Genomic DNA, 24,974 nt, shown 5'->3' on the forward strand with positions numbered 1-24,974 from the left:
TTATTTGGTTTTAAATCGTTAATTGTTCTAATAAGGCTTGCTTGAGTGCAAATTGTTTTTTCGGGTTATCCAAGTCTTCACAATACACGGTGAAGCTGTCTTCAATGCGCTCATCCAAGGTGGTGATTTTGGCGTAGCGCAGGCTGACGTTGTGGTTGAAGAACACATCGGCCATATCGGCCAACAAGTAAGCGCGGTTGACGGCCACCACTTCCACGGTAAACCAGCCCGGATAATCTTCTTCCTGTGTGATGGTGACGCGTGGCGGAATAGCCATATACAGGCTGCGGCGGCTTAAGCGGTAATCGTAGTTTTGGTTTTCCAAAACCGTATAGCCGTGGATAAAGCTGTTTAATTCCGCTTCTAATGCGCTTTGGATATTCGGGTAATAATCTGGGTCGTGTTGCGACGGAATTTGCACAATAAAGGTGTCGAGAATGTAATTGTGTTCGGTGATGAACACGCGTGCGGCCAAAATGTCAAAGCCGTGACGGCTGAAAATGCGGCATAAGCGTGGGAAAAGCCGTGGGCCGTTGGGCATGAAAATCATCACTTGGAATGAATCGCTTTTCGGCAAAATGCGGCTGCGGATTAGCGGTGTTTCAAAATCGTGTACCAAATTGGCGGTGTGCCACAATACTTCGCGTGTTTGGTGGCGGATAAAATAAGTCGAACCCAATACTTTCCACAGTTTTTGCTGTTGCTTTTCCGGTGCGCCGGTGCGGGTAAGCAATGCGGTGGCTTTTTGTTGGCGACGGCTCAGCAGCATGGTAGTCGAATAGCTGTCACCGGCCAAATAGCGGCTGCTGGCGTGGAACAGGCTTTCTAATAAGCTGCTGCGCCATGTGTTCCAGAGCTTGGGGTTGGTACCGCGGATATCGGCGACGGTGAGTAGATACAGCGCGCACAAGCGTTCATAAGTTTGTACTTGCTCGCAAAACGTTCGGATGATTTCAGGATCTTGAATGTCTTCTTTTTGTGCAACGGTGGACATCAATAAATGATGCTCGACCAACCATGCGAGTAATTCACCTTCTTCTTGGGTAAGAAAATGGTCGTCTGAAAATTGTTTGGCATCTTCAATGCCTTGAATTGAGTGGTCGCCGCCGCGCCCTTTGGCAATATCATGGAAGAAAGCGGCCAAATAGAGAATGTCTTTTCTGTCGTAAGATTGCATCAGTGCAGAGGCAAAAGGATGCTCGTGACTGTGGTTATCTAAAGCCAAACGTCGCATATTGTGCACCACGGCTAAGATATGATCGTCCACCGGATAAACGTGGAATAAGTCATGCTGCATTAAGCCGACGATTTTTTCCCATGCTGGCAGATAATGGCCGAGCACGCCGTATAGATTTAAGAAACGCAAAACATGGGTCAGGCCGTTGCCATTGCGGAAAAAGCCGACAAAATAATGGCGGTTGGTCGGATTTTGGTAAAACTGGCGGTTCATTTTGCGCGTTGCCGCCCACCATGCCCGCAAGGTTTGCGGTTCGATGGCATTGATGTCGTTGTGGTTTTGCCAGATTTGGATAATTTTGAAAATGTTGGTCGGCTGTTTGGCAAAAATAGACTTGTCGCGGGCGGCAATTTGGTTGTTCACTTGCACATAATCATCATCGATGCGCAACGTCACCCGCATGGGGTCGGAATAAACACGGCCTTGCAGCATAGGAATCAAAATGCCGTTGAGCTGGTTAATGCTTTTTACCGCGCGGTAGAAATTGTGCATTAATTGTTCGGTTTTTTGGCGGTAGCTCTCGTTGACCCAGCCCATGTTTTCAGCCACTTGTGCTTGCAAGTCGAAAATCAGGCGGTCTTCTGCGCGTTTGGCGCATAAGTGCAAATGGATGCGGATGGTAGAAAGTTGCTTGTAGCCCTGCGTTAACATACAGGCTTCCAAGCGGGTCAGAATGCCTTCGCGAATCAGAGAAGAAGGGCGCGTGTTAAGCCCTTGAGCCTTGGCAAGCCAAAGCATGGTATGAATATCACGCAAGCCGCCGGCGCAGGTTTTGATATTGGGTTCCAATACTGCGCCCGAACCTTGTGATTTGGTGTGGCGCTGCTTCATTTCCAGCAGCTTGGCTTCAATAAAAGTGGATACATCACGCTGCTTGTTCATGCAGGTGATGGTACGCTGTGCCAAATCTTGGTCACCACATAAAAAACGCGCTTCCAAAAAAGCGGTGTCGCCGGTGATTTCATCTTCAATGCTTTCGCACAATTGACCCATGCTGCCGCTTTTAACCGAGGGCATAAGCTTCATGTCCCACAATGTCTGCACAAATTGGGTAATTTGTTCTTTATGGCTGTCTGAAATGTCTTCCGGCGATACAATCGCCAAATCAATATCGGAATAGGGATAAAGCTCATTGCGGCCATAGCCGCCGGTTGCCAGCAGACTCATGCCGCTGTCGGCCATGAAATGTTGCCAAAGCTGTTGTAAGAGTTTATCAACGGCAGCGCCATATTGGGCAAAAAAAGTCATGGGCTGGTTTTTGCGCAAAAAAGCGTCGATGGCCTGTTGTTTCTCCGTCAAAAAACATTCGCGCATGGTTTGGATATCGGCAAGCATGGTTTTTCCTTTGGGCAAAATCGTTTCAGACGGCCTATTGAGGGGCATGAGACATCAAATTCAATAATTGTTGCGGTGGCAACAGCAGTTGATAGGCGGATACGCCCAAAGCTGCAGCCATTTTTTCAATATTAGAAAGGGCAATATTCCAACGTTTGCGCTCTACTGCCGAAACGTAAGTCCGATCAAGGCCGCATTGGCGGGCAAGCTCTTCTTGCGACCAGCCTTTATTGACGCGAAACAGCCGCATGTTATAAGCAAGTACGGCGCGTAAGTCGTTTTCATCGGGCAATTCGGTGGGTGGTGTGAGTTTGTTGCTCATGGTTGTCCTTTGTATTTGTTATCACGGATTTTACTTCACATTTTCACAGAATAAAAGCCAAAAAAAAAGGGGTGGCAAACATGGCCACACCCAAACACACACACATCAAGAGGAAAGAGATAAAAGGTAATGAAAGCAAGTGGCTTCGGCGTTTCGGCCTCTGCCTGAATTCAATGAGTGAATTATAGATGAAAATTATTTTTCGGTTTTGATTCAAATCAAGTTCGCCTTTCTTTTCTCATAAAAGCGGTTTGAAAAAGAATTTTCCCATTTAAATGCAAATAAAATGAAATATTAAAGAAATTTAGTAGGAATTAAATTCAAAATATTGGCATTTTATTTGTAAAGTTATTTATTCATTGAGTGAAAATACTTTCTATGATTTTCGATAAGGTGCTGTATTTCAGGCGGCCTGCGTGAAAGCATCCGAATAAAATGCATCTTTAGGTAAGCTGCATTCGGTAGTGAATAAAGAAAAGGCATGCTCAATCATGGCCGGTGCGCCGCAGGCATAGACTTCGTATGCGCTTAAACCTGGATAATCGCGTGCAGTAATATCTTGCACATGGCCGCAATCACCTTGCCAATCAGGTGTTGGCGCACTCAATACTGGCGTAAAACGCGAATGGTTCAGACGGCCTAAATAGTCTTGTGCTTCGCTTAAGGCATACAAATCTTGTATTTCTCGCGCACCCCAATATAAATGCACGGCGCGATTGCTTTGCTGGCGGATAAGTTCGGCCAACATGCTGCGTACCGGCGCAAAGCCGGTGCCGGTGGCTAAGAAAATAATCGGTTTGTTGCTTTCTTTTTGTAGGCCAAATGTGCCCAGCGGACCTTTGATGCGCACGATGCCTTTTTCCTTTAAGACAGGTGGTTGCTTGAAAATCATATTGCTGCACACGCCATCGTTACGGCGGCGGATATGTAGCTCGATAAAACCGTTTTGGTCGGGTGAATTGGCAATGGAGTAGCTGCGGACAATATTGCCGGGAAGCAGCAAATCAATGTATTGTCCGGCCGAAAACGAAAAAGCAGACGTTTTGGGCAGACCCAAGCGCAAGATAGCGACATTATGCTGAATGCGGATGTGTTCAATGCGGGCGGGTAAGGTTTTGACCTTTTGCGCGTGGGGGTCGTAGCCATCGATATGAATGCTGAGATCGCTTTGAGGCGTGGTGCAACAAAGCAAAATTTTTCCCTGTGCTTTTTCTTGAGCCGATAAGGCTTTTGCTGAATGCTCACTCATGGTCATTTCGCCGCTGATCAAATCGGCTTTGCATTGGCCGCAAATGCTGTTTTTGCAGGAGTGCGGTAGATTGAGATTTTGGCGCGTGGCGGCGCTTAAGACGGTTTCATGGGAAGAAACATGGAAACGGGTTTCTTCACCAAGGGTAATAGTGTGGCTCATGGTATATTTCATCATTAAGGCCGTCTGAAAGTGTTTTCAGACGGCCTGGGTTTATCTAAAAGTTAGATTGAGTGTGGCTTCAAGCCAGTTTGGCTTTAATCAAATCCTGAACTTGCGCCGGATTGGCTTTACCTTTGCTGGCTTTCATCACTTGGCCGACGATGGCATTTAACGCTTTTTCGTTGCCGGATTTGAATTGCTCAATCGCTTTAGCATTGTTGGCCAACACTTCATCCACCATCGCTTCAATTGCGCCGGTATCGGTGATTTGCACCAAACCGTGTTTTTCAATGATTTGTTCGATTGTTGCTTCCGGCTCCGCCCACATTGCTTCAAAGGCTTTTTTCGCTAATTTGCTGCTTAAAGTGCCGTCTGAAATTTTCGCCACTAAGCTGGCCAAGCGCGTTGCGCTGATTGGGCTGTCGGCCAATTCCAAGCCTGCCTTGTTTAACGTAGCGGCTAATTCGCCGTTCATCCAGTTGGCGACCAACTTGCCTTGTGCTTTATCGCTTGCCGCTGATTCAAAATAAGCAGCTTGGTTGCGCGAAGCAGTCAGCAAACGGGCATCATATTCACTCACACCGTATTCCGCCACAAAACGCGCGGCCATTTCAGACGGCAATTCCGGCATGTCTTCTTTGGCTTTTTGCAATTGGTCGTCTGAAATGATGATTGGTAACAAATCAGGATCAGGGAAGTAGCGGTAGTCGTGGGCATCTTCTTTCAAACGCATCACGCGGGTTTCGCCTTTTTCCGGATCAAACAGCATGGTTGCTTGCTGAACCTTGCCCCCGTCTTCGATGATTTCGATTTGCGCTCCCACTTCGTAATTAATAGCAGCTTCCAAAAAGCGGAATGAATTCAGGTTTTTAATTTCACGGCGCGTACCGAACTCGGCTTGGCCTTTCGGGCGCACAGATACGTTGGCATCGACACGGAACGAGCCTTCCGCCATATTGCCATCGCAAATATCCAGCCAAGTCACTAAGCTATGCAAGGCTTTGGCATAGGCCACGGCTTCGGCAGCCGAACGCATTTCCGGCCCGGAAACCACTTCCAACAAAGGTGTGCCGGCGCGGTTTAAGTCGATACCGGTGGCGCCGTTCAAGCCCTCGTGCACCGACTTGCCCGCATCTTCTTCCATGTGCGCGCGGGTGACGTTGATGGTTTTCACTTCATCGCCGACCACGATTTCCAATTTGCCGTGTTCCACAATCGGCAAATCCAGTTGGCTGATTTGATAACCTTTCGGCAAATCAGGGTAGAAATAGTTTTTGCGGTCGAACACATTTTTCTGATTGATTTTCGCATCCAAGGCCAAGCCCAGCTTAATCGCTTTGGCCACGGCTTCACGGTTCATCACCGGCAATACACCCGGCAACGCACATTCCACCACACTAGCGTGGGCATTCGGCTCGGCGCCGAAAGAAGTGGACGCGCCGCTGAAAATTTTCGATTTTGTGTTTAATTGGACGTGGATTTCCAGTCCGATTACGGTTTCCCAAGTCATAGGATTCTCTCAATAATTTGGTTATTTTAAGCAATCTGAATCAAGTTGCATGTGCAAAGAAAGGTAGTTTAATTGCCATTCTTTAATTGGTTTGCAGGCATGTTGCAGTATCAGCAAACAATTTATCCAAAATTTCATAACGTTTTCGATACATTGATCGTTTTTTGCTTTCGATTTCCGTTAATTCTTTACGCGTGGGTATAGCAGGTAAGTGCCAATAGCCATCATCATGCAGTTTGGCATCGACGTTTTGCCAAAATACATCATAATCCATTTGCACCCGTTTCTTTAAGCGCCAGCGCAGCTTAACCTGATCAGCCTGCGAAATTCCGGCAATGTTTTCCAGCGACAAGCAAGCGGCTAAGTATTGCAGTGCGGTAACGACTAAATTTTGCGGACGCAAACCATGAAGCTGTTTTGTCAGCTTTTTGACCAAGTCTTTTGCATGTTCTCCGGCAGGGCCTTGTACAGAGCCAACCACTAAGCGATGATTGATAAAGGCAAAAGTAGCGGCGTAAAGGCGTTGATTTGCAGTATCACGCAATGATACCGCCCACCAGCCTTCATCAACACAATTGTCGTTGCGATGAAGGCATAAACTCAACTCATCGGTTAATTGTGATAACACAATCGAATTTGTGGATGAGTCTGCATGTGCAATCTGCGCAAAAGCCCGTTGGCCAAATAATGAACGTGCTGCTTTTAAATCGTTTGTCATGACAGACAGCCGCTGTTTGCCATTGAAACGTTTGTCCATATACGCATGAATCAGTGGATAGGCATCTTGGGAACGGTTTCTGAAAAAATTTAGATAGCTTTCGCAAGTGTTTACAAACGTTTCAAATGCTTTGATGTTGTTGCGGGAAAACAGGCAGCGCAGCGTAAATTTTAAATGCTGGAGCTTGTATTTAGGCGCAAAATTATAAACATCACGGAAGGTAGGAAAAGCAAACTTCTTCATTACAATGGTTTTTGGGTATGCCAATCACTATTTTGCTGCATTTGGTTCGCCACACCCAAGATCTTCGCTTCGGTAAAGTAGTTACCAATCAATTGCACACCAATCGGCAGGCCGTCTGAACTGAAACCGGCAGGCAACGTTAAACCAGGCAAACCGGCGAGGTTTACGGCGATGGTGTAGATGTCGCTCAAGTAGGTTTCCACCGGTGTGGCGTTGGCACCAAGTTTGGGCGCAGCGGTCGGGGCAGTTGGCGCGAGAATGATGTCGCATTGGGCAAAGGCCGTCTGAAAATCATTGGCGACCAAGCGGCGCAGTTTTTGGGCTTTCAGGTAGTAGGCATCGTAGTAGCCGTGACTCAATACGTAAGTACCGATCATGATGCGGCGTTTCACTTCGCTGCCGAAACCTTCGGCGCGGGTGTTGCCGTACATTTCTTCCAAATCGCCAAATTGAGCGGCGCGGTGGCCGTAGCGTACGCCGTCGTAGCGCGACAGGTTGGTGCTGGCTTCGGCGGAAGTCAATACATAATAAGCTGGGATGGAAAGCTCGGTTTGCGGCAGGCTGACTTCTACCATTTCTGCGCCTTGAGCCTTCAATAAATCAATAGCATTTTGTAAGGCCGTCTGAACATCGGCGCTATTGCCTTCGCCGAAATATTCTTTTGGTAAGCCGACTTTCAAGCCTTTTAACGGCTGGTTCAAATCGCGGGTGTAATCTTCTTTTTCACGTTCCAAGCTGGTGGAGTCGCGCTCGTCAAAGCTGGCCATGGCGTTGAGCAGCAAGGCGCAGTCTTCGGCGGTTTGCGCCATCGGGCCGGCTTGGTCGAAGCTCGATGCATAAGCCACCATGCCGAAGCGGGAAACCACGCCATAAGTTGGTTTGATGCCGGTGATGCCGCAATGTGAGGCAGGTTGGCGGATAGAACCGCCGGTATCGGAACCGAGCGCGGCAGGGGCTAAACACGCGGCAACTACTGCGGCCGAACCACCTGATGAGCCACCCGGTGCGTGTGCGGTATTCCAAGGATTTTGCGTGGCGCCGTAGAATGAAGTTTCATTGGTCGAGCCCATGGCAAATTCGTCCATATTGGCGCGGCCTAAAGTGACCATGCCTTCATCAAGCAGGTTTTGCACCACGGTAGCGGTGTAAGGTGAAACAAAGCTGTCGAGCATTTTCGACGAGCAGGCAGAACGCCAGCCTTGTTGTACAAAAATATCTTTATACGCAATCGGCACACCGGTGAGCGCGGTGGCATTGCCTGCAGAGATACGGGCATCGGCGGCTTTGGCTTCGGCCAAGGTCAAGTCTTTATCTAAGGTAATGTAGCCGTTGATGGCCGGATTTTTGGCATCTATGGCGACAAGATATTCTTGCGCGAGTTCGACGGCGGAAATTTGCTTGGCTTGCAGCAATTCGCTGGCTTGTTTTAAGGTATATTGAGGCATGATGGTTTCCGAATTTTGTGTTTCAGACGGCCTCTCGTTTGAAATTTATACAGGCCGTCTGAAAATAAATTTATTCTTCGATGACTTGCGGTACGATGTATAAACGATTACGCACTTCAGGCGCAACAGCTTGGTATTCGGCAGCGTGGTCGCTTTCGGTAACGCGATCATCACGTAGGCGCAGCGCGACTTCATGCGGGTGTGCCATTGGATCAACACCATCGGTATCCACGTTTTGCATTTTTTCAACCATGGCGAAAATGTCGTTTAATTCCTTTAAGGTTTGCGTTTGTTCTTCGTTGGTTAAACGCAGACGGGAAAGCTTGGCAATTTTTTCCACATCGTTTAAGGTTAAAGCCATAAAATGTCCTTGTCTGATAGCAAATCCAACCTTTATAAGGTATCATTGCGTTCATCTTCAATGAAATGAAGAATTATAACCGAAAACCCATCAGGGTGGCATGGTGATTTTGGGATGGCTTGGTTTTATTCATTAAATAATGGCAGGCCGTCTGAATTGTTGTGTCTATGTATTCTGAGAAGATTATTTAAAATAACACGTTAGGGGCGGTTGCCCGATATTTCAGGTATTTTCATGTTTCGTTTTTTATCCCGTTTTCTGTCAAATGATATTGCCATCGACTTAGGTACGGCCAATACGCTGATTTATGTGCGTGACCGCGGTATCGTATTGGATGAGCCGTCGATTGTGGCGGTGCAAACTGGTCAGGCCAACAGTAAAGCCAAAATTTTGGCGGTCGGTACCGAAGCCAAAAAAATGCAGGGTCGTGCGCCGCGAAATATTGAGATTATCCGTCCGATGAAAGACGGTGTGATTGCTGATTTTAATATTACCGAACGGATGCTGGGTTTGCTAATTAAAAAGGCGACCGGCGACCGCATGGTGGTACCACCGCGCGTGGTAATTTGTGTGCCGGGTGGCTCGACTCAGGTAGAGCGCAAAGCGATTCGTGATTCTGCATTTGCAGCAGGTGCATCCAGCGTGCATTTGATTGAAGAACCAATGGCTGCGGCTTTGGGCGCAGGTTTGCCGATTGAAGAAACCTCTGGTTCGATGATTGTCGATATTGGCGGTGGTACGACTGAAATCGGCATTTTGTCACTTGGGGGCATGGCTTATTCGGATTCGGTACGCGCCGGCGGAGATGCATTTGATGAAAGCATTGTTCATTATGTGCGCCGTAAACGCGGTGTCTTGATTGGAGAGGCGACCGCGGAAGAATTGAAAAAGAAAATCGGCTCGGCATTTGATGACGATGATATGAGTGCTTTGCGTGTGAAGGGGCGAGATTTGGCAGAAGGTACGCCGAAATCGATTGCGGTTACCACAGATGAAGTTCGAGAAGCATTGAGCGAACCATTAAATCAAATTGTCCGTGCAGTGCGTTTGGCGCTGGAGCAGGCACCACCGGAATTGGCGGGCGATATTGCCGATCGCGGCATTATGTTGACCGGTGGCGGTGCGTTACTCAAAGGCATCGACACTTTATTGGCCGATGCCACCGGGTTGCCGGTCGGTATTGCCGATGAGCCTTTGAATTGTGTGGCTTATGGTGCAGGTAAGGCTTTGGACTATATCGGCAAGTGGGATGCCATTTTTGCTGAAAATCCTTAACCGTAAAGGGTAGGTATGAAACAATCGTCTTTACGGTTTGACGGTGACAATAATAGCCGTAAGCCATTATTTAAGTTGGCGGTTTACGTGGTGTTGGGCATCGCTTTGATGATGCTCGACAGCCATTTTGCCGCCGTTCAATCTATTCGTCAGGTTGGTGCAACCATTTTGTATCCGATACAGTGGTTGGCCAATCAACCTGTGCGACTCTATCAATATGTCGGCAATTTGTCGCAATCTCAGGCTGAGCTTCTGGAGCAAAACCGTATTTTGCAGGAAGAAAATGGCCGTCTGAAAATCCGTTTGCAGCGTGATAAAGTCAACTTAAGCGAATTGAGTGAGTTGAAAAAGCTTTATGGCTTGCAACAGCGCGGCATCAGCGATGTGATTGGTGCTGAAGTGATTTCCAATGGTAAAGATCCACTTTCTGAAAAGCTGATTATCAACAAAGGCAGCAGCAACGGCGTGAAAAACGGTGACGCGGTTATCGATACCGAAGGCTTAATCGGTCAGGTCACTCAAGTGCAGATGAAAAGCTCGGAAATCAGTTTATTGTCTAGCAGTAAAACCATCGTGCCGGTGGTGGTGGAGCGTACCGGTGAACGCAGCTTGCTTTACGGCAGCGGCAGTAAATTGGATTTGCGTTATTTTCCGACGGCCTCTGATTTAAAGCCCAACGATATTTTGTTAACTTCAGGTTTGGATAGTGTGTATCCGGCCGGTATTCCGGTGGCAACGGTCAATCAAGTGGTGCGTGCTTCGGGTACGCCTTATTACGACACGACACTCACACCTTTTGCTGCGCTGCAAGGCAGCCGCTTTGTGCTGGTTTTGCCGCAACATATTTACGCGCCGACGGAACCTTAATTTCATGAACGAATTTGATGATTCTTTCCACGCTGTGCCGTTGAGTATGGTGGTTACCTTTATTGTGGCGATGCTGCTGGATTTCATGCCGTTTCCTTTCGACGTGTTTTTCTGGCTGCCGGAATTAACGGCTTTGACCTTGCTGTATTGGACCATGCAACGGCCGCAAGCTGTCGGTATGGGCGTGGCTTTTGTGGTTGGGCTTTTGGTTGATATCGGTACGGCCGCTTCTTTGGGCTTGCACGCCTTGTCTTATACGATAATGGTGTTTTTTGTGTTGAGCTATCATCGCCAAATTATGCTCTATGGTCATGTGATGCAGATTTTAGTGGTGCTGGCGGCTTTGTTGTGTAATCAAGCTTTGCTTGCTGCTGCGCGTTTGTTCCTAAGCCATCAAATCATTACTTGGCAAAGTTTTATTGCGCCATTTATCGGTGCACTGCTTTGGCCTTTGCTCAGCCAATTGATGCTGATTCTGATCAATTTCAGCCGTTCCCGTCGATAAAGTCATGTTGAAACGAAATTTGTCCGCCGAGCCGGTGAAATCTATGCCTAAACCATCAGCCGCCAATGCGTCGCAATCAGATTCTATCTTGCGACTGTTGGTGGTTTTTGTGCTGATTTTAATTTTTTTCGCACTATTATTGGCACGCTTTGTTTATCTGCAAGTAGTGCGCCATGATGACTTTACCGGTCGGGCATCTACCAACCGCATCACCATCATTCCCAAACCGCCCATTCGCGGTGAAATTGTTGATGTCAATGGCGTACCTTTAGCGAAAAATTATCCGGTGTTCTCATTGGAAGTGATTCCAAGTGAAATTGAAGGCAAGATGGATGATTTAATCGAAGCCTTAAGGCAGTATGTCAACATCAGCGAAACGGATTTGAAACGTTTCAAAAAATACCGCGAAACTTATCGTAAATACGAAAATATTCCGCTCAAATTAAAGCTGACGGATGAAGAAGCTGCCAAGTTGGCCGTGCATTTGCATGAGTTTAAAGGGGTTGAAGTCAATTCGCGTACTTTCCGTTCTTACCCTTATGGCGCGTTAACTTCACATTTTGTCGGTTATATCGGTCGTATCAGCGATCGAGACCAAGAAAAGCTAAAAGAAGAAGACTTGACCGCCCTGTATCGCGGCAGCACCCACATCGGCAAATCTGGTTTGGAAAATTATTATGAACACCAGCTGCATGGTGTGCCGGGTTATCAAGAAGTAGAAAAAGATGCCTATGGCAATATCGTCAAAGTGTTGAAAGATGTGCCGCCTAAAATGGGGCAAACTTTGCGCTTAGGCATGGATATCCGCATGCAGCTTGAAGCCGATCGTATTTTAGGCGGCAAGCGTGGCGCTGTGGTGGCGATTAATCCGCAAAACGGTAATGTTTTAGCGTTTGTTTCCAAACCCTCTTTTGACCCGAATTTGTTTATCGATGGCATTGATACGGAGACATGGAAGTCGCTGAATGAAGATTGGCAGCGCCCGTTAATCAATCGTGTGACGCAAGGTCTTTATCCGCCGGGCTCGACGTTTAAACCTTTTATCGGTATGGCTTTTTTGGAAAGCGGTAAGCTGACCCAATCGACAGTATTACCTGCGCCGGGTGCGTGGAGCATTCCCGGTAGCCGACATTTATTCCGCGATGCGGTGCGCAGCGGTCATGGTTCGGCAAATTTGAGCCGAGCGATTCAGGTTTCATCAGATACCTTCTTTTATCGTGCCGGCTATGAATTGGGCATTGATAAAACACATCCTTATCTGGCTGAGTTTGGTTTAGGTGCGCAAACCGGTATCGATTTACCGAATGAATACCGCGGCATCCTGCCAAGCCGTGAATGGAAAGCAAAACGTTTTGCTAAAGCCAAATCGCCATCGGCGCGCGAATGGATGCCGGGGGAAATGGTGTCGGTGAGTGTGGGGCAGGGGTATAACGCTTATACCCCTTTACAGATGGCGCATGCCACGGCCTCTTTGGCTAATGATGGCGTGGTTTACCGCCCGCATTTGGTTAGAGAAATTTTGAATTACAACAATCGGGAAATCACCAAAATCAATCCAGTTCCTGAACGCACCATTCCATTTAAGCACGATAATTTTGAATACATCAAAAATGCGATGGTGAAAGTATTGAAACCGGGCGGCACAGGCCATCGCATCGGTGCAGGCTTGGCCTATCCCATGGGCGGTAAAACCGGTACCGCACAAGTGGTGCAAATTCAGCAGGGTAAATCCTATAATGCGGCCGCTTTGCGCGAGCAGCATCGCGACCACGCATGGTTTATTTCGTTTGCGCCGGTGAATAAACCGGAAATCGCCATTGCGGTATTGCTGGAAAACGGTGGTTGGGGTGCGAATGCAGCACCATTGGCGCGCAGTTTAACCGATTTTTATATGCTGAACGTGAAACAAAATCAGTTTCCGCCTGAATCTGAAGCATGGGTCAAACAGGCAACAATTGGTGTGCAACAAGCCAAACCGGTTCCCCCTTCGATTTTTCAGACGGCCTATCAACATTCTGTAACCTCACAACCGACAAAGGAAACGCATAATGACTGAACCTCAAAGCGTCGGTTGGGCGAAAAAAATCAAGCAAACCGTATGGGCGCCGATTGATCCTTGGCTGTTTTTTGCGATGCTGGCCGTGTACATCATGAGCCTGTTTTTGCTTTATTCGGCCGATGGGCAAGAATTTGGTCAGCTGGAAAACAAAACGCTGCACACGGTTATCGGCTTTATTTTATTGTGGGTTGTCGCGCAAGTCCCGCCCAAAACTATTGCCAAATGGGCGTTGCCGATTTATGCGGTGGGCGTGGTCTTGTTAATTGGCGTTGAAATTGCGGGCGTAACGGTCAACGGCTCAACCCGTTGGCTTGATCTCGGTATCAGAATTCAGCCGTCTGAAATCATGAAAATTGGTTTGCCGATGATGGTGGCGTGGTTTTTCCAGCGCTTTGAAGGCCGATTGCGCTGGTGGCATTATCTGGCCGCGTTGGGCTTGATGGCGGTGCCGGTGGCGTTGATTTTGAAACAGCCTGATTTGGGCACGGCCACGTTGATTATGGCTTCGGGTCTGTTTGTGGTTTATTTTGCCGGATTGCCGTGGAAAGTGATTTTTGCCGCCATTGTAGGCTTTGTGGCCGTATTGCCCTTAGTTTGGAATTACGGCATGCACGATTACCAAAAAACGCGCGTGTTGACCTTGCTTGATCCGACTAAAGATCCACTTGGCGCGGGTTATCACATTATCCAATCGATGATTGCCATCGGCTCGGGTGGTGTGTGGGGGAAAGGCTGGCTCAATGGCACACAAACGCATCTCGACTATATTCCTGAAGCCACGACTGACTTTATTTTTGCCGTGTTTGGCGAAGAATTCGGTTTAATCGGCAATATCTTATTATTGCTGGTGTATTTGGTGATTTTGGGGCGCGGTTTGTACATTGCCGGCCGCGCACAAACTTTATATAGCCGCACATTGGCCGGCGCGTTGACCATGACCTTTTTCTGCTACGCCTTTGTGAACATGGGCATGGTGAGCGGTATTTTACCGGTGGTGGGGGTGCCATTGCCACTGGTGAGCTACGGCGGCACGGCAACCATTTCCATCATGATGATTTTGGCGTTGTTGATGGGCATTGCCAACGAACAAAAACTACCGCGACCAAAAACAGAAACACAAAAGGGATAAAACATGGAACTCGGTGTTGAAATCACCAAATTAATTGTCGCCTTTATGGTGTTGATTAATCCATTTAGTGCGTTGTCGATTTATCTCGATTTAACCCGCAACCACAGCACACGCGAGCGACGTAAAATTGCCAAAGTGGCGACTTTGTCGGTGTTTATCGTGATTTCAGTTTTTGCCGTCAGCGGCGGTTTGATTTTGAAGCTGCTGGGCATTAGTGTTGGTTCGTTCCAAGTTGGCGGCGGTATTTTGGTGCTGTTGATTGCCATTTCGATGATGAAAGGCGACGACAATCCGGCTAAGCCTGATTTGGGCACCAGTGAAGACAGTGAGATTACGATTACGGCAAAACCTAAAGATAATGTGATGTCGTTTGCCGTGGTGCCGATTGCTATTCCTATGATGATTGGCCCGGGTGGTATTTCTACTGTGATTATTTATGCCTCTGCGGCGCAAAATTATTGGGATGTGGTCAGCATCATTGCTGCCGGATTTTTGATTAGCCTGTTTTGCTATATTGTGTTGATGGCATCGGCAAAAGTCAGCAAATGGCTGGGCGATACCGGTTTGAGCATTCTCAACCGGATTATGGGCATGCTGCTGGCAGCGGTATCAGTGGAAATTATTGTGGCCGGTTTGAAGGCTATTTTCCCTCAATTGGCTGCTTAAGATACAATCAACAAAAGGTTTTCAAGGCCGTCTGAAATATTTCAGATGGCCTCTTTATGAATGAAATTCATGTTTTTTGCGAAAATTAAGCGTTTGATTGTTGTATAGAAGCTTGGGTATAGTGGGACATCTCAATAAAAAATAACGCCAGAGAAGGAAATAACATGACAGAACAAGTAACTTCAAAACGCTTTTTAACCGTAGGCTCATTCCTGCGCCCAGAAGATTTGTTGGTTTTCAAGCGTGAAATTGGAAAGCGCGACGATATCCAATATCCATTTTACGATGAACTGAAAGGCTATAAAGAAGCCGAAGACGAAGCCGTGGCCAAAATCGTGAAAGAGCAAGCCGAGCATCAATTGCCTGAAATCACCGATGGCGAATTTTCGCGCTCGTTGTGGCATTTGGATTTCGTGTGGGGCTTGGCCGGTGTTCGCCGCTTTATTGCCGAACACGGTTACTTTTTCCGCGACAACAATCCTGATGAGAAATACGAAACCCGTCGCGACGTTGGCATTGAATTTACCGACCATGTTTGCTGCAAACACCACGCGTTCATCGACCACTACAAACGCTTAGAAGCCTTGTCGCCTGAAGGCAGCGTGTTGAAACACTGTATTCCGTCTCCTTCGCACATTTATGGCGAATTGGGCATCATGTCGAAAAACATCGGCGGCAAAGTGTATGAGAGCAAAGAAGCCTTGCGTGCCGATTTGGTTGAAGCATACAAAGATTTCTTGCGTGAATACTACGCAGCCGGCGGCAAAATCATTCAGTTTGACGATTGCTTGTGGGAATTGTTTGCTTCCGATAATGAACACAGCCCGTTCAGCGGCCAAGGCTTTACTGCCGAAGCGCAAAACTTGGCACAAGATTTCATCGATTTAAACAATGAAATCATCGCTTTTGCCCACGAATTGGGCTTGAAAGTGTACACCCACAATTGCCGCGGTAACTACGATTCGCGCAACATGGCTGACGGCAGCTACGAAACCATCGCCGATTTGTTCCTGAAAAAACAAAATTACGACCGTTTTTATTTGGAATGGGACGACGAACGCGCCGGCAACCTGACCGCCTTGAAAGCCTTTGCTGATAAACCGGAAGCTGAAGTGGTATTGGGTTTCTTGTCGAGCAAAACCGCTGATTTAGACGATGAAGCGCGTACGCTGAAATTGTTGGAAGAAGCCACGCAATATGTGCCGAAAGATAAATTATACCTGTCACACCAATGCGGCTTTGCGTCTTGTGACGGCGGCAACGAATTGACTGAAGCGCAGCAATGGAAAAAAATCCAGCAAGGTCAACGCATTGCGCGCCAATTCTGGGGTGAGTAAAACCAGCTTAACCAGCTCATCAAGGCCGGCTGAAATATTTCAGACGGCCTTAAACTTTTATTCATCAGGCCGTCTGAACAATATTGCGCCATTTTATCCGGTAACAATTTCAGACGGCCTTCGTTATAATATCGGTTTACCTATAAAAAACACACGCACTCAAAGGAGCACACTTTGTTTCACAGCATAAACGTCGCCAATGGCGAAATGCTTTACCGCCGAGACGCGCAAAGTTGGGATGAATTTTCAACGGCACTGCACCAGCTTCAGCAACGCCAACAGCAATTTGCCGCACTCAATGTCACCGCGCGCACGGCTTTACTGAACAAGTTTGCCGACCGCTTGGCCGACGAGCAAGAGCGCTTGGCGGAAATGGTGTGCGAAGAAGTGGGGAGATGCTTGCATGAGTGTCAGGCCGAATTGAAAAAATCGGTTGAATTAATCCGCTATTATGTGCGACTGGCACCGGAATTGCTTGCGCACAAAACCATCGCTACGCAAGCGAGTTTGAGCCAAGTCCGATTTGAGCCTTTGGGTGTGGTGTTGGCGGTGATGCCGTGGAATTATCCGGTGTGGCAGGTGCTGCGTTTTGCCATTCCGGCTTTGTGCGCTGGCAATGCCTGCGTGGTGAAACCAGCCCCCAGCGTGGCGCGTGTTACTGCCGCTTTGTTTGACATCATCGGTGAAGATTTACCAATGATGCCGGCTTGGCTAAGCCATGACGATACGCTGAAAGCCATTGAAGCTACCGATGCCATGGCGTTTACCGGCTCGACCCATACCGGCCGCCGACTTGCCGCACATGCCGGTATGCATTTGAAGAAAACCGTTTTGGAACTGGGCGGTAGCAATGCCTTCATTGTGATGCCCGATGCCGATTTGGCACAAGCGGCAAAAGATGCCTGCTATTCACGTTTTCGCGATGCTGGCCAATCGTGTAATGCAGCCAAGCGCATCATTGTGACCGAAGCGGTTGCCGGTCAATTTATTCCTTTGTTTTTGGCAGAATGCGATAAGCTGAAAAGCGGCCATCCCAAAGACACCGACACCACACTTGCGCCTTTGCACCGAGCCGATTTGCGCGATACCGTGCATGAGCAAGTACGAGATGCAATTGCACATGGTGCAGATTGTTTGATGGGTGGTGAAATCCCCGCAGGTAAAGGCTGGTTTTATCCGGCTACGGTCTTGGATCGGGTGAATAAGGCCTGCCGCGTGTATCATGAAGAAGTGTTTGGGCCGGTGGCGATGATTTTGCGGGCAGACAGCGAAGCGCATGCGGTTGAATTGGCCAATGATTCGCCGTTTGGCTTAGGCGCGGCGATTTATTCGGGCAATACCGAGCAGGCTTGGCAATGTGCTGAACACATTCAAGCCGGTTCGGTGTTTATCAACCGCCACACCAGCAGCGATTTGCGCTTGCCGTTTGGCGGCGTAAAAGCGTCGGGCTATGGGCGTGAGTTGTCGGAATTCGGTTTGTATGAATTTGTGAACGTGAAAACGTATTGGCAGAAGTAATTCATAGTTAAAGGCCGAGACATTTACGAAACCTTGTGAATCATCAATAAAAACCAAAACGACCGTCATTCCCGCGCAGGCGAGAATCCATTTTTGAGCATGGCAACTATTGAATAAAATAAGTTTCTGAAATTTTAAGATGGATTCCCGCCTGCGCGGGAATGACGGCGGTTCTTTGTGCTATCATTTTTCAAGGAGTTTTAAAAAGTCTCAGGCCGTCTGAAAGATGATTTTTTCAGACGGCCTTCAAAATAAAATAGATGAAATCAATGCGATAAGCGGCCTTCGCGCGCCAGAATTTGTTCGGCGTAATCGCAACTGGCGGTCAAATTCAAACCGTTTTTCTCGGCTTCCTGAATGGCCGCATTCACCAAATGGCGTGCCAAGCCCTTGCCACGATGTTGTGGCTCGATGCGGGTGTGGGTAATGTCGAGCGTATTGCCAAACGTGCGGTAATCCAATTCGCCGACAATTTCGTCATCGGCCAATAAGACAAATTTTTGCGACTCGATTTGATGCTGGATATTCGGCATGACTTTCTCCTTTGTTATTGAAAATCGACGGGTTGCTTCATCAGTATAAAAGATTTGCCGCAGGGTGCAAGAAAAAATTGAGGCCGTCTGAAATGGTAAGTTTCAGACGGCCTGTTGGCTCAAAAGAATTTAATTACTGATTTTCCGCTTCTTCAAAGCCGACTACTTCTAAGCCAAAGCCGGTTAGGCCGGTGAAAGCAGACGGTTTGCCCAATACGCGCAGCTTGTTGACATTGAGGTTGGCCAAGATTTGCGCGCCGATGCCGTAGCTTTTGCTGTCCCATTTAAAAGCTTGGTTGGCGCCTTTTGGCAAGGTGCGGTCGAGCAGGGACGCGCCGTCTTCTGTGCGGTGCATTAAGATCACCACGCCGCTTTCGGCTTGTTGAATGCGGGTTAAGGCTTGCGGCAGCGACCAAGAATGGCGCGGATTCGGTGAAATAAAATCCATGGCGCTGAATGGCTCATGCACGCGCACTAAGGTTTCGTTTTCGGCAGTCGGTGTGCCTTTGACCAAGGCTAAATGGGTTTCACCGGTTAATTTATCGACGTAAACGTGTTGTTGGAATGCGCCCCACGGTGTGTTGACCGGCGAGTCGCCCATTTCTTCTAACAGGCTTTCGGTGCGGCTGCGGTATTCGATTAAGTCGGTGATGGTGCCGATTTTTAGGCCGTGTTCTTCGGCAAATTTCATCAATTCCGGCATACGCGCCATGGTGCCGTCGTCGTTGATGATTTCACAAATCACCGCTGCCGGAATCAGGCCGCACATTTGCGCCAAATCGACACCGGCTTCAGTGTGGCCGGTACGCGCCAACACGCCGCCTTTTTGCGCGCGCAAGGGGAAAATATGGCCGGGTTGTACGATGTCTTCCGGTTTGGCAGTCGGCGATACGGCGGTTTGAATGGTTAAGGCACGGTCGGCTGCGGAAATGCCGGTGGCGATGCCGTTGGCCGCTTCGATGGAGACGGTAAAGTTGGTGCCGTATTGTGCGCCGTTTTTCTGCGTCATCATCGGCAGACCCAGTTCTTCGACCATTTCTTCGGCCATCGGCAGGCAAACCAAACCGCGGGCGTGTTTAATCATAAAATTGATGGCTTCGGGCGTGACAAATTGCGCGGCCATTAAGAGGTCGCCTTCGTTTTCGCGGTCTTCGGCATCGGTGATGATGACCATTTTACCGGCTTTGATGTCGGCTAAAATTTCTGGAATGGTGGCAATATTCATGGCTTTGCTTTCTTGAGATTCGGAGGGAGTGGGTGTGTGTACGGTGTCGAGCCACATTTCGGGCATGGCGGCATCGCGCTCTATTTTTCGGGCTTTTTTCTCGCCGAAGGATTTGTTTTTCAATAAAGCGGAGAGTTCGCCCTGATTGATGCCGGTTGCCGCAACCAATCGGGCTTGCTGACCGCCGCATTGCTGGTTAATCCATAGTCGCAGATTGTGGCGGCGCAATTCGGTAATGGTCATGGTGTGTCCTGTGTGTGAGAACGTAATTGATTGTAGTCCCAACTTTACCAAAAAGCAAATTTGGTAATATGAGGTATTTATATTACTTTATGGTAATTATTTTAAATAAGAAAACAAGGCCGTCTGAAACGTAAAATTAGGTTTTCAGACGGCCTTTGTGATTGAAATTTTATCAAAAGCAAGCATATTACCATTTGATTTTATTAAAAGTTTTAAGGTTAATGCGATGAAGACATTTTTTCGCGGGCTGCTGGTGTTGTTGTTGGTTGCGGCTGCGGCGGCAGGTGGTTGGCTTTATCATGAACGCGTTGCACAAGAGCGGGCTGAAGTATTGTCGCGCGAAGGGGTGCTGACGCAAATCAAGCAGCTCAACCGCTTGGAAAGCACGGCGTTTTATATCGACACCATTATCCGCACCGAGAAAAAAGGCGACTGGCGCAAGCTGTGGCAGGATGCGCAAAGCGGTTTGTTTATCGTGCGCGGCAAAGTGTTGGCCGGCGTCGATTTGGATAAAATCACTGCTGATAATGTGAACATCATCGATGAAAAAGTCATCGTCAGCTTGCCGGAAGTGGAAATCCTCAGCGTAGATTTGGAAGATATTGAAGTTTACGACATTCAAACAGGTTCGCTGAATATTTTGCCGATGGATAAAACGGTGTTTAAAATTGTGCAAGAGCAGGCGCGCAAGCAGGTGCTCACCAGTGCGTGTAAAGCCGATATTTTGAAGAATGCAACCGCGCAAGCGCAACGGCAGCTGGAAGATTTGTTTAGATTGACGCAAACGCAAGTGTCGATTTATCCGGCTGCGGTGCCGGTGTGTAAATAGGAAATGAAAGTGAAAAGGCCGTCTGAAAATGATTTTTTCAGACGGCGTGAGACCTTTGCAAAACCCTAGATTTGAGTACAGTTCAAAGTTGTAGCAGCGCAGAAAGTGAAGACATATCATCAAGATAGGCAAGCTTTCGAGCAGCGCACAACGAAGAAATGTGCCAAAGATAGGGATTTTGCAAAGGTCTCGGCCTTTGTGATACCAATAAAATTATTCAACCGGTGCGGCAGGTTCTTTCGCTGTCGGTAAAATCCAGTTCAGCAAAATCGCCAAAATCGCGCACAAGCCGACACCGGCGAAGCTGAGAGTGCCAAACTTGATAATCATGCCGCCCACGCCGGTAGTGAGTACTGAGCTGACAATCACCAAGTTTTTCGGCTGCATTAAGTCCGCTTTGGCATCAATCAGCGTTTTCAAGCCCAGTGATGCGATGGTGCCGAACAGCAAAATCATAATGCCGCCCATTACCGGCAAGGGGATCGATGCCAAAAATGCATTGAATTTACCGAAAAAGGCCATGCAAATAGCGAAAATGGCTGCCCAAGTCATGATTTTTGGGTTACTGTTTTTGGTGATCATTACCGCGCCGGTGACTTCGCCGTAAGTGGTCACAGGCGGGCCGCCGATTAAGCCGGCCACGCACACGCCCAAGCCGTCGCCGGCCAGCGTTTTATCCAAGCCCGGGTCTTTGGCATAGTCTTTGCCGGTTACGTTGCCGATGGCCATGATGCCGCCGATGTGTTCGATGGCGGGTGCAATGGCGACGGGCAGCATAAACAAAGCCGCTTGCCAGTTGACTTCGGGTGTTTCGAAGTGAGGAACAGCAAACCAAGGTGCGGCGGCAATCGGCGAAGTATCAACCAAGCCCATCATAAGTGCCAAGATGTAGCCCGAAGCCACGCCGATTAAAATCGGAATCAGCTTCATCATTTTGCTGCCGAATACCGACACGACCACGGTCACGGCAAAAGTGAATCCGGCTAAAATCAAAGAATCGCTGTATTCAATGACTTGCTGACCGCCGGATTGACCCATGGCCATTTGGCTGGCAGCAGCGGCAACAGATAAACCGATCACCATAATCACCGGGCCAATCACCACAGGCGGCAATAATTTGTGCACCGCTTCCAAGCCACGCCAGCGAATCAGTGCGGCAAAAATGAAATACATAAAACCGGCGACAAATAAGCCGAACATGGTTGACGGTAAGCCCCATTCGCCGATGGAATAAATAATCGGCGCAATGAAGGCAAACGAAGACCCTAAGAAAATCGGCACTTTGCGTTTGGTGAGCAATTGAAATAAAAGTGTGCCGATACCTGCGCCAAGCAAGGCTAGGGCGGGATTCAGGCCGGTAAGAAGGGGGACGAGTACCATTGCGCCGAACGCGACAAATAAAATTTGTGCGCCGGAAATGGCAAGTTTAAGTTGTTGCATGTTAAATTCCGTGATGATTTTGAAACAATCGGGCGCGATTATACGATGATTCTGGTAGCTTTTGTATCGTCTTTGCATGCAAAGGCCGTCTGAAACCATGAATTTGCGGTCGAGATTGTTTATAATGTCGCTAACGGCCGCAATGGTTGTTCAGATGGTCTTTGCGCTGCCTTCAAACCCAACACGATAAAGAGAACGGATATGTCGGAAAAACAAAAAGTTATTGCCATTGATGGGCCGAGTGCTTCAGGAAAAGGAACAGTTGCATCACGCGTAGCTGCTGCCTTGGGCTTTGATTATCTGGATTCGGGCGCGCTTTACCGCCTGACTGCTTTATATGCCCAAAAAGAAAATGTCGAGTGGACGGATGAAGCCGGCGTAGCCCAATTGGCGGAACGTTTGCCGGCTGAGTTTGACGGCCAAAAAGTATTGCTCAATGGTGAAGATGTTTCCGAGCAAATCCGCACCGAAGCCATCGGTATGGGCGCATCTGCTGTGGCGCAATTGCCGCAAGTGCGTACCGCTTTGTTGCAGCGCCAACGTGATTTCTTAACCGATAAAGGCTTGGTGGCCGATGGTCGTGACATCGGTTCCGTGATTTTCCCTGAAGCGGCATTGAAGGTGTTTTTGACTGCCAGCGCGCAAGTGCGCGCCGAACGCCGCGCCAAGCAAATCGGCTTGCCGTGTGAGGGTGTGGAATTTGACCGCATTCTGTCGGATATCGAAGCGCGTGACGAAGCTGACCGCCGCCGTGCTGTTGCACCGTTGCAGCAATTGCCGGATGCGCAGCTTTTGGATACGACCGAGCTGGGTATCGAAGAAAGTGTAAAAAAAGTGCTTGATTGGTATAGCAAAGTCTGAAAATTGCTGTATAATTCTTTTGCTTGATTTCAGACGGCTTTTTTATCGTAAAAGGCCGTCTGAAAAATTATAGTCGGTTAAAATAAGAAGGCTGTAAAAGTATTTCTACCGCAGCATTTTTATTTTAATCAATTTGATTTTGACGCTTGCCGTGCCAAGGGCGGTGAGCGATGTCTAACTTACCCCGCACCCCTTGGCGGTGTACCGAAAAGAGTTATTTATGTCTATGGAAAATTTTGCTCAGTTATTGGAAGAAAGCTTCACCCTGCAAGAGATGAACCCAGGTGAGGTGATTACCGCTGAAGTAGTGGCAATCGACCAAAACTTTGTGACCGTTAACGCAGGTCTGAAATCAGAATCTCTGATTGATGTAGCTGAATTCAAAAACGCTCAAGGCGAAATTGAAGTTAAAGTTGGTGACTTCGTTACCGTAACCATCGAATCTGTTGAAAACGGCTTCGGTGAAACCAAACTGTCTCGCGAAAAAGCCAAACGCGCTGCCGACTGGATTGCTTTGGAAGAAGCAATGGAAAACGGCGACATCTTGTCTGGCGTGATCAACGGCAAAGTAAAAGGTGGTTTGACTGTGATGATCAACAGCATCCGCGCATTCTTGCCGGGTTCTTTGGTTGACGTTCGTCCAGTTAAAGACACTTCACACTTTGAAGGCAAAGAGATCGAGTTCAAAGTTATCAAATTGGACAAAAAACGCAACAACGTGGTGGTATCACGTCGTGCCGTTTTGGAAGCCACTTTGGGTGAAGAGCGCAAAGCCTTGCTGGAAAATCTGCAAGAAGGTGCGGTTGTTAAAGGTATCGTTAAAAACATCACCGATTACGGTGCATTCGTTGACTTGGGCGGCATCGACGGTTTGCTGCACATCACCGACTTGGCATGGCGCCGTGTGAAACACCCAAGCGAGGTGTTGGAAGTCGGCCAAGAAGTTGAAGCCAAAGTATTGAAATTCGACCAAGACAAACAACGCGTTTCTCTGGGTATGAAACAATTGGGCGAAGATCCATGGAGCGGTCTGACCCGTCGTTACCCACAAGGTACCCGCCTGTTCGGTAAAGTGTCTAACTTGACCGACTACGGTGCATTCGTTGAAATCGAACAAGGTATCGAAGGTTTGGTACACGTTTCTGAAATGGACTGGACCAACAAAAACGTACACCCAAGCAAAGTGGTTCAATTGGGCGACGAAGTAGAAGTGATGATCTTGGAAATCGATGAAGACCGTCGTCGTATTTCTTTGGGCATGAAACAATGTCAAGCTAACCCATGGGAAGAATTTGCTGCCAACCACAACAAAGGCGACAAATTGTCTGGTGCGGTTAAATCGATTACCGACTTCGGTGTATTCGTAGGCTTGCCTGGTGGCATCGACGGTTTGGTTCACTTGTCTGACCTGTCTTGGACTGAATCTGGCGAAGAAGCCGTTCGCAAATACAAAAAAGGCGAAGAAGTTGAAGCTGTTGTATTGGCCATCGATGTGGACAAAGAGCGCATCTCTTTGGGCATCAAACAATTGGAAGGCGACCCATTCGGTAACTTCGTTAGCGTAAACGATAAAGGTGCTTTGGTTAAAGGTACTGTGAAATCTGTTGACGCTAAAGGCGCTGTAGTGGCTTTGTCTGACGAAGTAGAAGCTTACTTGCCAGCAGCTGAATGGTCTAGCGAGCGTGTTGAAGACTTGCGCAATGTTGTGAAAGAAGGCGACGAAGTTGAAGCCGTGATTGCAACTGTTGACCGCAAAAACCGCAGCATCCGCTTGTCTGTAAAAGCCAAAGACGCTAAAGAAAACCGTGACGCTTTGAACTCAGTAAATTCTGCAGCAACTGCCAATGCCGGTACCACCAGCTTGGGTGATTTGCTGAAAGCCAAATTGTCTGGTGAAGAATAAGG

Annotated in this window: 21 protein-coding genes; 11 read left to right on the forward strand and 10 right to left on the reverse strand. The window is 48.2% G+C overall.

From position 1 onward, the window contains the following. Positions 1-10 precede the first annotated feature (10 nt). From glnD to gatC, 7 genes are all read right to left on the reverse strand, one after another. Positions 11-2,572: a [protein-PII] uridylyltransferase gene (gene glnD / locus GJV52_RS10470; RefSeq protein ID WP_095502158.1), complete on the reverse strand. Its 2,562-nt coding sequence runs from the start codon at positions 2,570-2,572 to the stop codon at positions 11-13. A 34-nt stretch (positions 2,573-2,606) separates the two neighbouring features. Further along, on the reverse strand, positions 2,607-2,894 hold the full coding sequence (locus tag GJV52_RS10475; RefSeq protein WP_095502157.1) for a helix-turn-helix domain-containing protein: 288 nt from the start codon (positions 2,892-2,894) through the stop codon (positions 2,607-2,609). 403 nt (positions 2,895-3,297) lie between these two features. Then, positions 3,298-4,305, reverse strand: a complete 1,008-nt coding sequence (locus GJV52_RS10485) for an FAD-binding oxidoreductase (protein ID WP_100563181.1) — start codon at positions 4,303-4,305, stop codon at positions 3,298-3,300. Positions 4,306-4,384: 79 nt separating this feature from the next. Beyond that, positions 4,385-5,815: an Asp-tRNA(Asn)/Glu-tRNA(Gln) amidotransferase subunit GatB gene (gene gatB, locus GJV52_RS10490; RefSeq protein WP_100563157.1), complete on the reverse strand. Its 1,431-nt coding sequence runs from the start codon at positions 5,813-5,815 to the stop codon at positions 4,385-4,387. A gap of 82 nt (positions 5,816-5,897) precedes the next feature. Next, entirely contained in the window at positions 5,898-6,776 is an 879-nt protein-coding gene (locus GJV52_RS10495) for a VirK/YbjX family protein (protein WP_100563155.1), read from the reverse strand. Continuing rightward, the gene (gene gatA / locus GJV52_RS10500; protein ID WP_100563153.1) at positions 6,776-8,221 is read right to left on the reverse strand and encodes an Asp-tRNA(Asn)/Glu-tRNA(Gln) amidotransferase subunit GatA; all 1,446 of its coding nucleotides are present in this window, start codon (positions 8,219-8,221) and stop codon (positions 6,776-6,778) included. The genes GJV52_RS10495 and gatA overlap by 1 nt, the downstream gene beginning before the upstream one ends. Before the next feature lie 70 nt (positions 8,222-8,291). After that, positions 8,292-8,582 carry an Asp-tRNA(Asn)/Glu-tRNA(Gln) amidotransferase subunit GatC gene (gene gatC, locus GJV52_RS10505; RefSeq protein WP_095503425.1) on the reverse strand — a complete coding sequence of 97 codons (291 nt, stop codon included), beginning with the start codon at positions 8,580-8,582 and terminating at the stop codon, positions 8,292-8,294. 234 nt (positions 8,583-8,816) lie between these two features. On the opposite strand from gatC, the gene GJV52_RS10510 reads away from it, so the two are divergent. The 8 genes from GJV52_RS10510 to GJV52_RS10545 all read left to right on the forward strand — a co-directional run bounded on the left by GJV52_RS10510 (position 8,817) and on the right by GJV52_RS10545 (position 17,938). After that, positions 8,817-9,857, forward strand: coding sequence for a rod shape-determining protein (locus GJV52_RS10510; RefSeq protein WP_095503426.1), 1,041 nt, complete (start codon positions 8,817-8,819; stop codon positions 9,855-9,857). 15 nt (positions 9,858-9,872) lie between these two features. Beyond that, on the forward strand, positions 9,873-10,724 hold the full coding sequence (gene mreC / locus GJV52_RS10515; protein ID WP_095503427.1) for a rod shape-determining protein MreC: 852 nt from the start codon (positions 9,873-9,875) through the stop codon (positions 10,722-10,724). Between the two features lie 4 nt (positions 10,725-10,728). After that, complete coding sequence (gene mreD, locus GJV52_RS10520; RefSeq protein WP_100563151.1) at positions 10,729-11,229, forward strand: rod shape-determining protein MreD; 501 nt, start codon at positions 10,729-10,731, stop codon at positions 11,227-11,229. Positions 11,230-11,272: 43 nt separating this feature from the next. Beyond that, complete coding sequence (mrdA, locus tag GJV52_RS10525) at positions 11,273-13,285, forward strand: penicillin-binding protein 2 (RefSeq protein WP_229436969.1); 2,013 nt, start codon at positions 11,273-11,275, stop codon at positions 13,283-13,285. Continuing rightward, positions 13,278-14,417: a rod shape-determining protein RodA gene (gene rodA / locus GJV52_RS10530; protein WP_100563149.1), complete on the forward strand. Its 1,140-nt coding sequence runs from the start codon at positions 13,278-13,280 to the stop codon at positions 14,415-14,417. Before mrdA ends, rodA begins: the two co-directional genes overlap by 8 nt. A 3-nt stretch (positions 14,418-14,420) precedes the next feature. Continuing rightward, on the forward strand, positions 14,421-15,083 hold the full coding sequence (locus GJV52_RS10535) for a MarC family protein (protein WP_095503431.1): 663 nt from the start codon (positions 14,421-14,423) through the stop codon (positions 15,081-15,083). 164 nt (positions 15,084-15,247) lie between these two features. Then, entirely contained in the window at positions 15,248-16,420 is a 1,173-nt protein-coding gene (locus GJV52_RS10540) for a uroporphyrinogen decarboxylase/cobalamine-independent methonine synthase family protein (protein ID WP_100563147.1), read from the forward strand. Positions 16,421-16,594: 174 nt separating this feature from the next. Further along, on the forward strand, positions 16,595-17,938 hold the full coding sequence (locus tag GJV52_RS10545) for an aldehyde dehydrogenase family protein (RefSeq protein ID WP_100563145.1): 1,344 nt from the start codon (positions 16,595-16,597) through the stop codon (positions 17,936-17,938). 266 nt (positions 17,939-18,204) lie between these two features. Here GJV52_RS10545 and GJV52_RS10550 read toward each other — a convergent pair whose 3' ends face one another. Then, positions 18,205-18,471: a GNAT family N-acetyltransferase gene (locus GJV52_RS10550; protein WP_229436971.1), complete on the reverse strand. Its 267-nt coding sequence runs from the start codon at positions 18,469-18,471 to the stop codon at positions 18,205-18,207. Positions 18,472-18,604: 133 nt separating this feature from the next. Continuing rightward, entirely contained in the window at positions 18,605-19,939 is a 1,335-nt protein-coding gene (gene ribBA / locus GJV52_RS10555; RefSeq protein WP_100563143.1) for a bifunctional 3,4-dihydroxy-2-butanone-4-phosphate synthase/GTP cyclohydrolase II, read from the reverse strand. A gap of 226 nt (positions 19,940-20,165) precedes the next feature. Here ribBA and GJV52_RS10560 point away from each other — a divergent pair, with 226 nt between their 5' ends. Beyond that, positions 20,166-20,768 carry a DUF4230 domain-containing protein gene (locus GJV52_RS10560; protein ID WP_100563141.1) on the forward strand — a complete coding sequence of 201 codons (603 nt, stop codon included), beginning with the start codon at positions 20,166-20,168 and terminating at the stop codon, positions 20,766-20,768. Between the two features lie 213 nt (positions 20,769-20,981). On the opposite strand, the gene GJV52_RS10565 is transcribed toward GJV52_RS10560, so the two are convergent. Next, positions 20,982-22,208, reverse strand: coding sequence for a uracil-xanthine permease family protein (locus GJV52_RS10565; protein WP_095503437.1), 1,227 nt, complete (start codon positions 22,206-22,208; stop codon positions 20,982-20,984). Between the two features lie 201 nt (positions 22,209-22,409). On the opposite strand from GJV52_RS10565, the gene cmk reads away from it, so the two are divergent. Further along, positions 22,410-23,069: a (d)CMP kinase gene (gene cmk / locus GJV52_RS10570; protein WP_095503438.1), complete on the forward strand. Its 660-nt coding sequence runs from the start codon at positions 22,410-22,412 to the stop codon at positions 23,067-23,069. Positions 23,070-23,289: 220 nt separating this feature from the next. Continuing rightward, positions 23,290-24,972, forward strand: coding sequence for a 30S ribosomal protein S1 (gene rpsA, locus GJV52_RS10575; protein WP_100563139.1), 1,683 nt, complete (start codon positions 23,290-23,292; stop codon positions 24,970-24,972). The last annotated feature ends 2 nt before the right edge of the window (positions 24,973-24,974 follow it).

Source organism: Neisseria brasiliensis (assembly GCF_009671065.1).
Taxonomy (GTDB): Bacteria; Pseudomonadota; Gammaproteobacteria; order Burkholderiales; family Neisseriaceae; genus Neisseria; species Neisseria brasiliensis.

What these genes read in the sequence shown, in the direction of transcription:
- mreC (WP_095503427.1), top strand. Translation starts at nt 9,873, where the DNA reads ATGAAACAATCGTCTTTACGGTTTGACGGTGACAATAATAGCCGTAAG.
- rodA (WP_100563149.1), top strand. Translation starts at nt 13,278, where the DNA reads ATGACTGAACCTCAAAGCGTCGGTTGGGCGAAAAAAATCAAGCAAACC.
- rpsA (WP_100563139.1), top strand. Translation starts at nt 23,290, where the DNA reads ATGTCTATGGAAAATTTTGCTCAGTTATTGGAAGAAAGCTTCACCCTG.
- gatB (WP_100563157.1), bottom strand. Translation starts at nt 5,815, where the DNA reads ATGACTTGGGAAACCGTAATCGGACTGGAAATCCACGTCCAATTAAAC.
- GJV52_RS10560 (WP_100563141.1), top strand. Translation starts at nt 20,166, where the DNA reads ATGAAGACATTTTTTCGCGGGCTGCTGGTGTTGTTGTTGGTTGCGGCT.
- GJV52_RS10565 (WP_095503437.1), bottom strand. Translation starts at nt 22,208, where the DNA reads ATGCAACAACTTAAACTTGCCATTTCCGGCGCACAAATTTTATTTGTC.
- GJV52_RS10485 (WP_100563181.1), bottom strand. Translation starts at nt 4,305, where the DNA reads ATGAGCCACACTATTACCCTTGGTGAAGAAACCCGTTTCCATGTTTCT.
- GJV52_RS10495 (WP_100563155.1), bottom strand. Translation starts at nt 6,776, where the DNA reads ATGAAGAAGTTTGCTTTTCCTACCTTCCGTGATGTTTATAATTTTGCG.
- cmk (WP_095503438.1), top strand. Translation starts at nt 22,410, where the DNA reads ATGTCGGAAAAACAAAAAGTTATTGCCATTGATGGGCCGAGTGCTTCA.
- GJV52_RS10535 (WP_095503431.1), top strand. Translation starts at nt 14,421, where the DNA reads ATGGAACTCGGTGTTGAAATCACCAAATTAATTGTCGCCTTTATGGTG.
- mreD (WP_100563151.1), top strand. Translation starts at nt 10,729, where the DNA reads ATGAACGAATTTGATGATTCTTTCCACGCTGTGCCGTTGAGTATGGTG.
- gatC (WP_095503425.1), bottom strand. Translation starts at nt 8,582, where the DNA reads ATGGCTTTAACCTTAAACGATGTGGAAAAAATTGCCAAGCTTTCCCGT.
- GJV52_RS10510 (WP_095503426.1), top strand. Translation starts at nt 8,817, where the DNA reads ATGTTTCGTTTTTTATCCCGTTTTCTGTCAAATGATATTGCCATCGAC.
- GJV52_RS10540 (WP_100563147.1), top strand. Translation starts at nt 15,248, where the DNA reads ATGACAGAACAAGTAACTTCAAAACGCTTTTTAACCGTAGGCTCATTC.
- GJV52_RS10475 (WP_095502157.1), bottom strand. Translation starts at nt 2,894, where the DNA reads ATGAGCAACAAACTCACACCACCCACCGAATTGCCCGATGAAAACGAC.
- ribBA (WP_100563143.1), bottom strand. Translation starts at nt 19,939, where the DNA reads ATGACCATTACCGAATTGCGCCGCCACAATCTGCGACTATGGATTAAC.
- GJV52_RS10550 (WP_229436971.1), bottom strand. Translation starts at nt 18,471, where the DNA reads ATGCCGAATATCCAGCATCAAATCGAGTCGCAAAAATTTGTCTTATTG.
- mrdA (WP_229436969.1), top strand. Translation starts at nt 11,273, where the DNA reads ATGCCTAAACCATCAGCCGCCAATGCGTCGCAATCAGATTCTATCTTG.
- glnD (WP_095502158.1), bottom strand. Translation starts at nt 2,572, where the DNA reads ATGCTTGCCGATATCCAAACCATGCGCGAATGTTTTTTGACGGAGAAA.
- gatA (WP_100563153.1), bottom strand. Translation starts at nt 8,221, where the DNA reads ATGCCTCAATATACCTTAAAACAAGCCAGCGAATTGCTGCAAGCCAAG.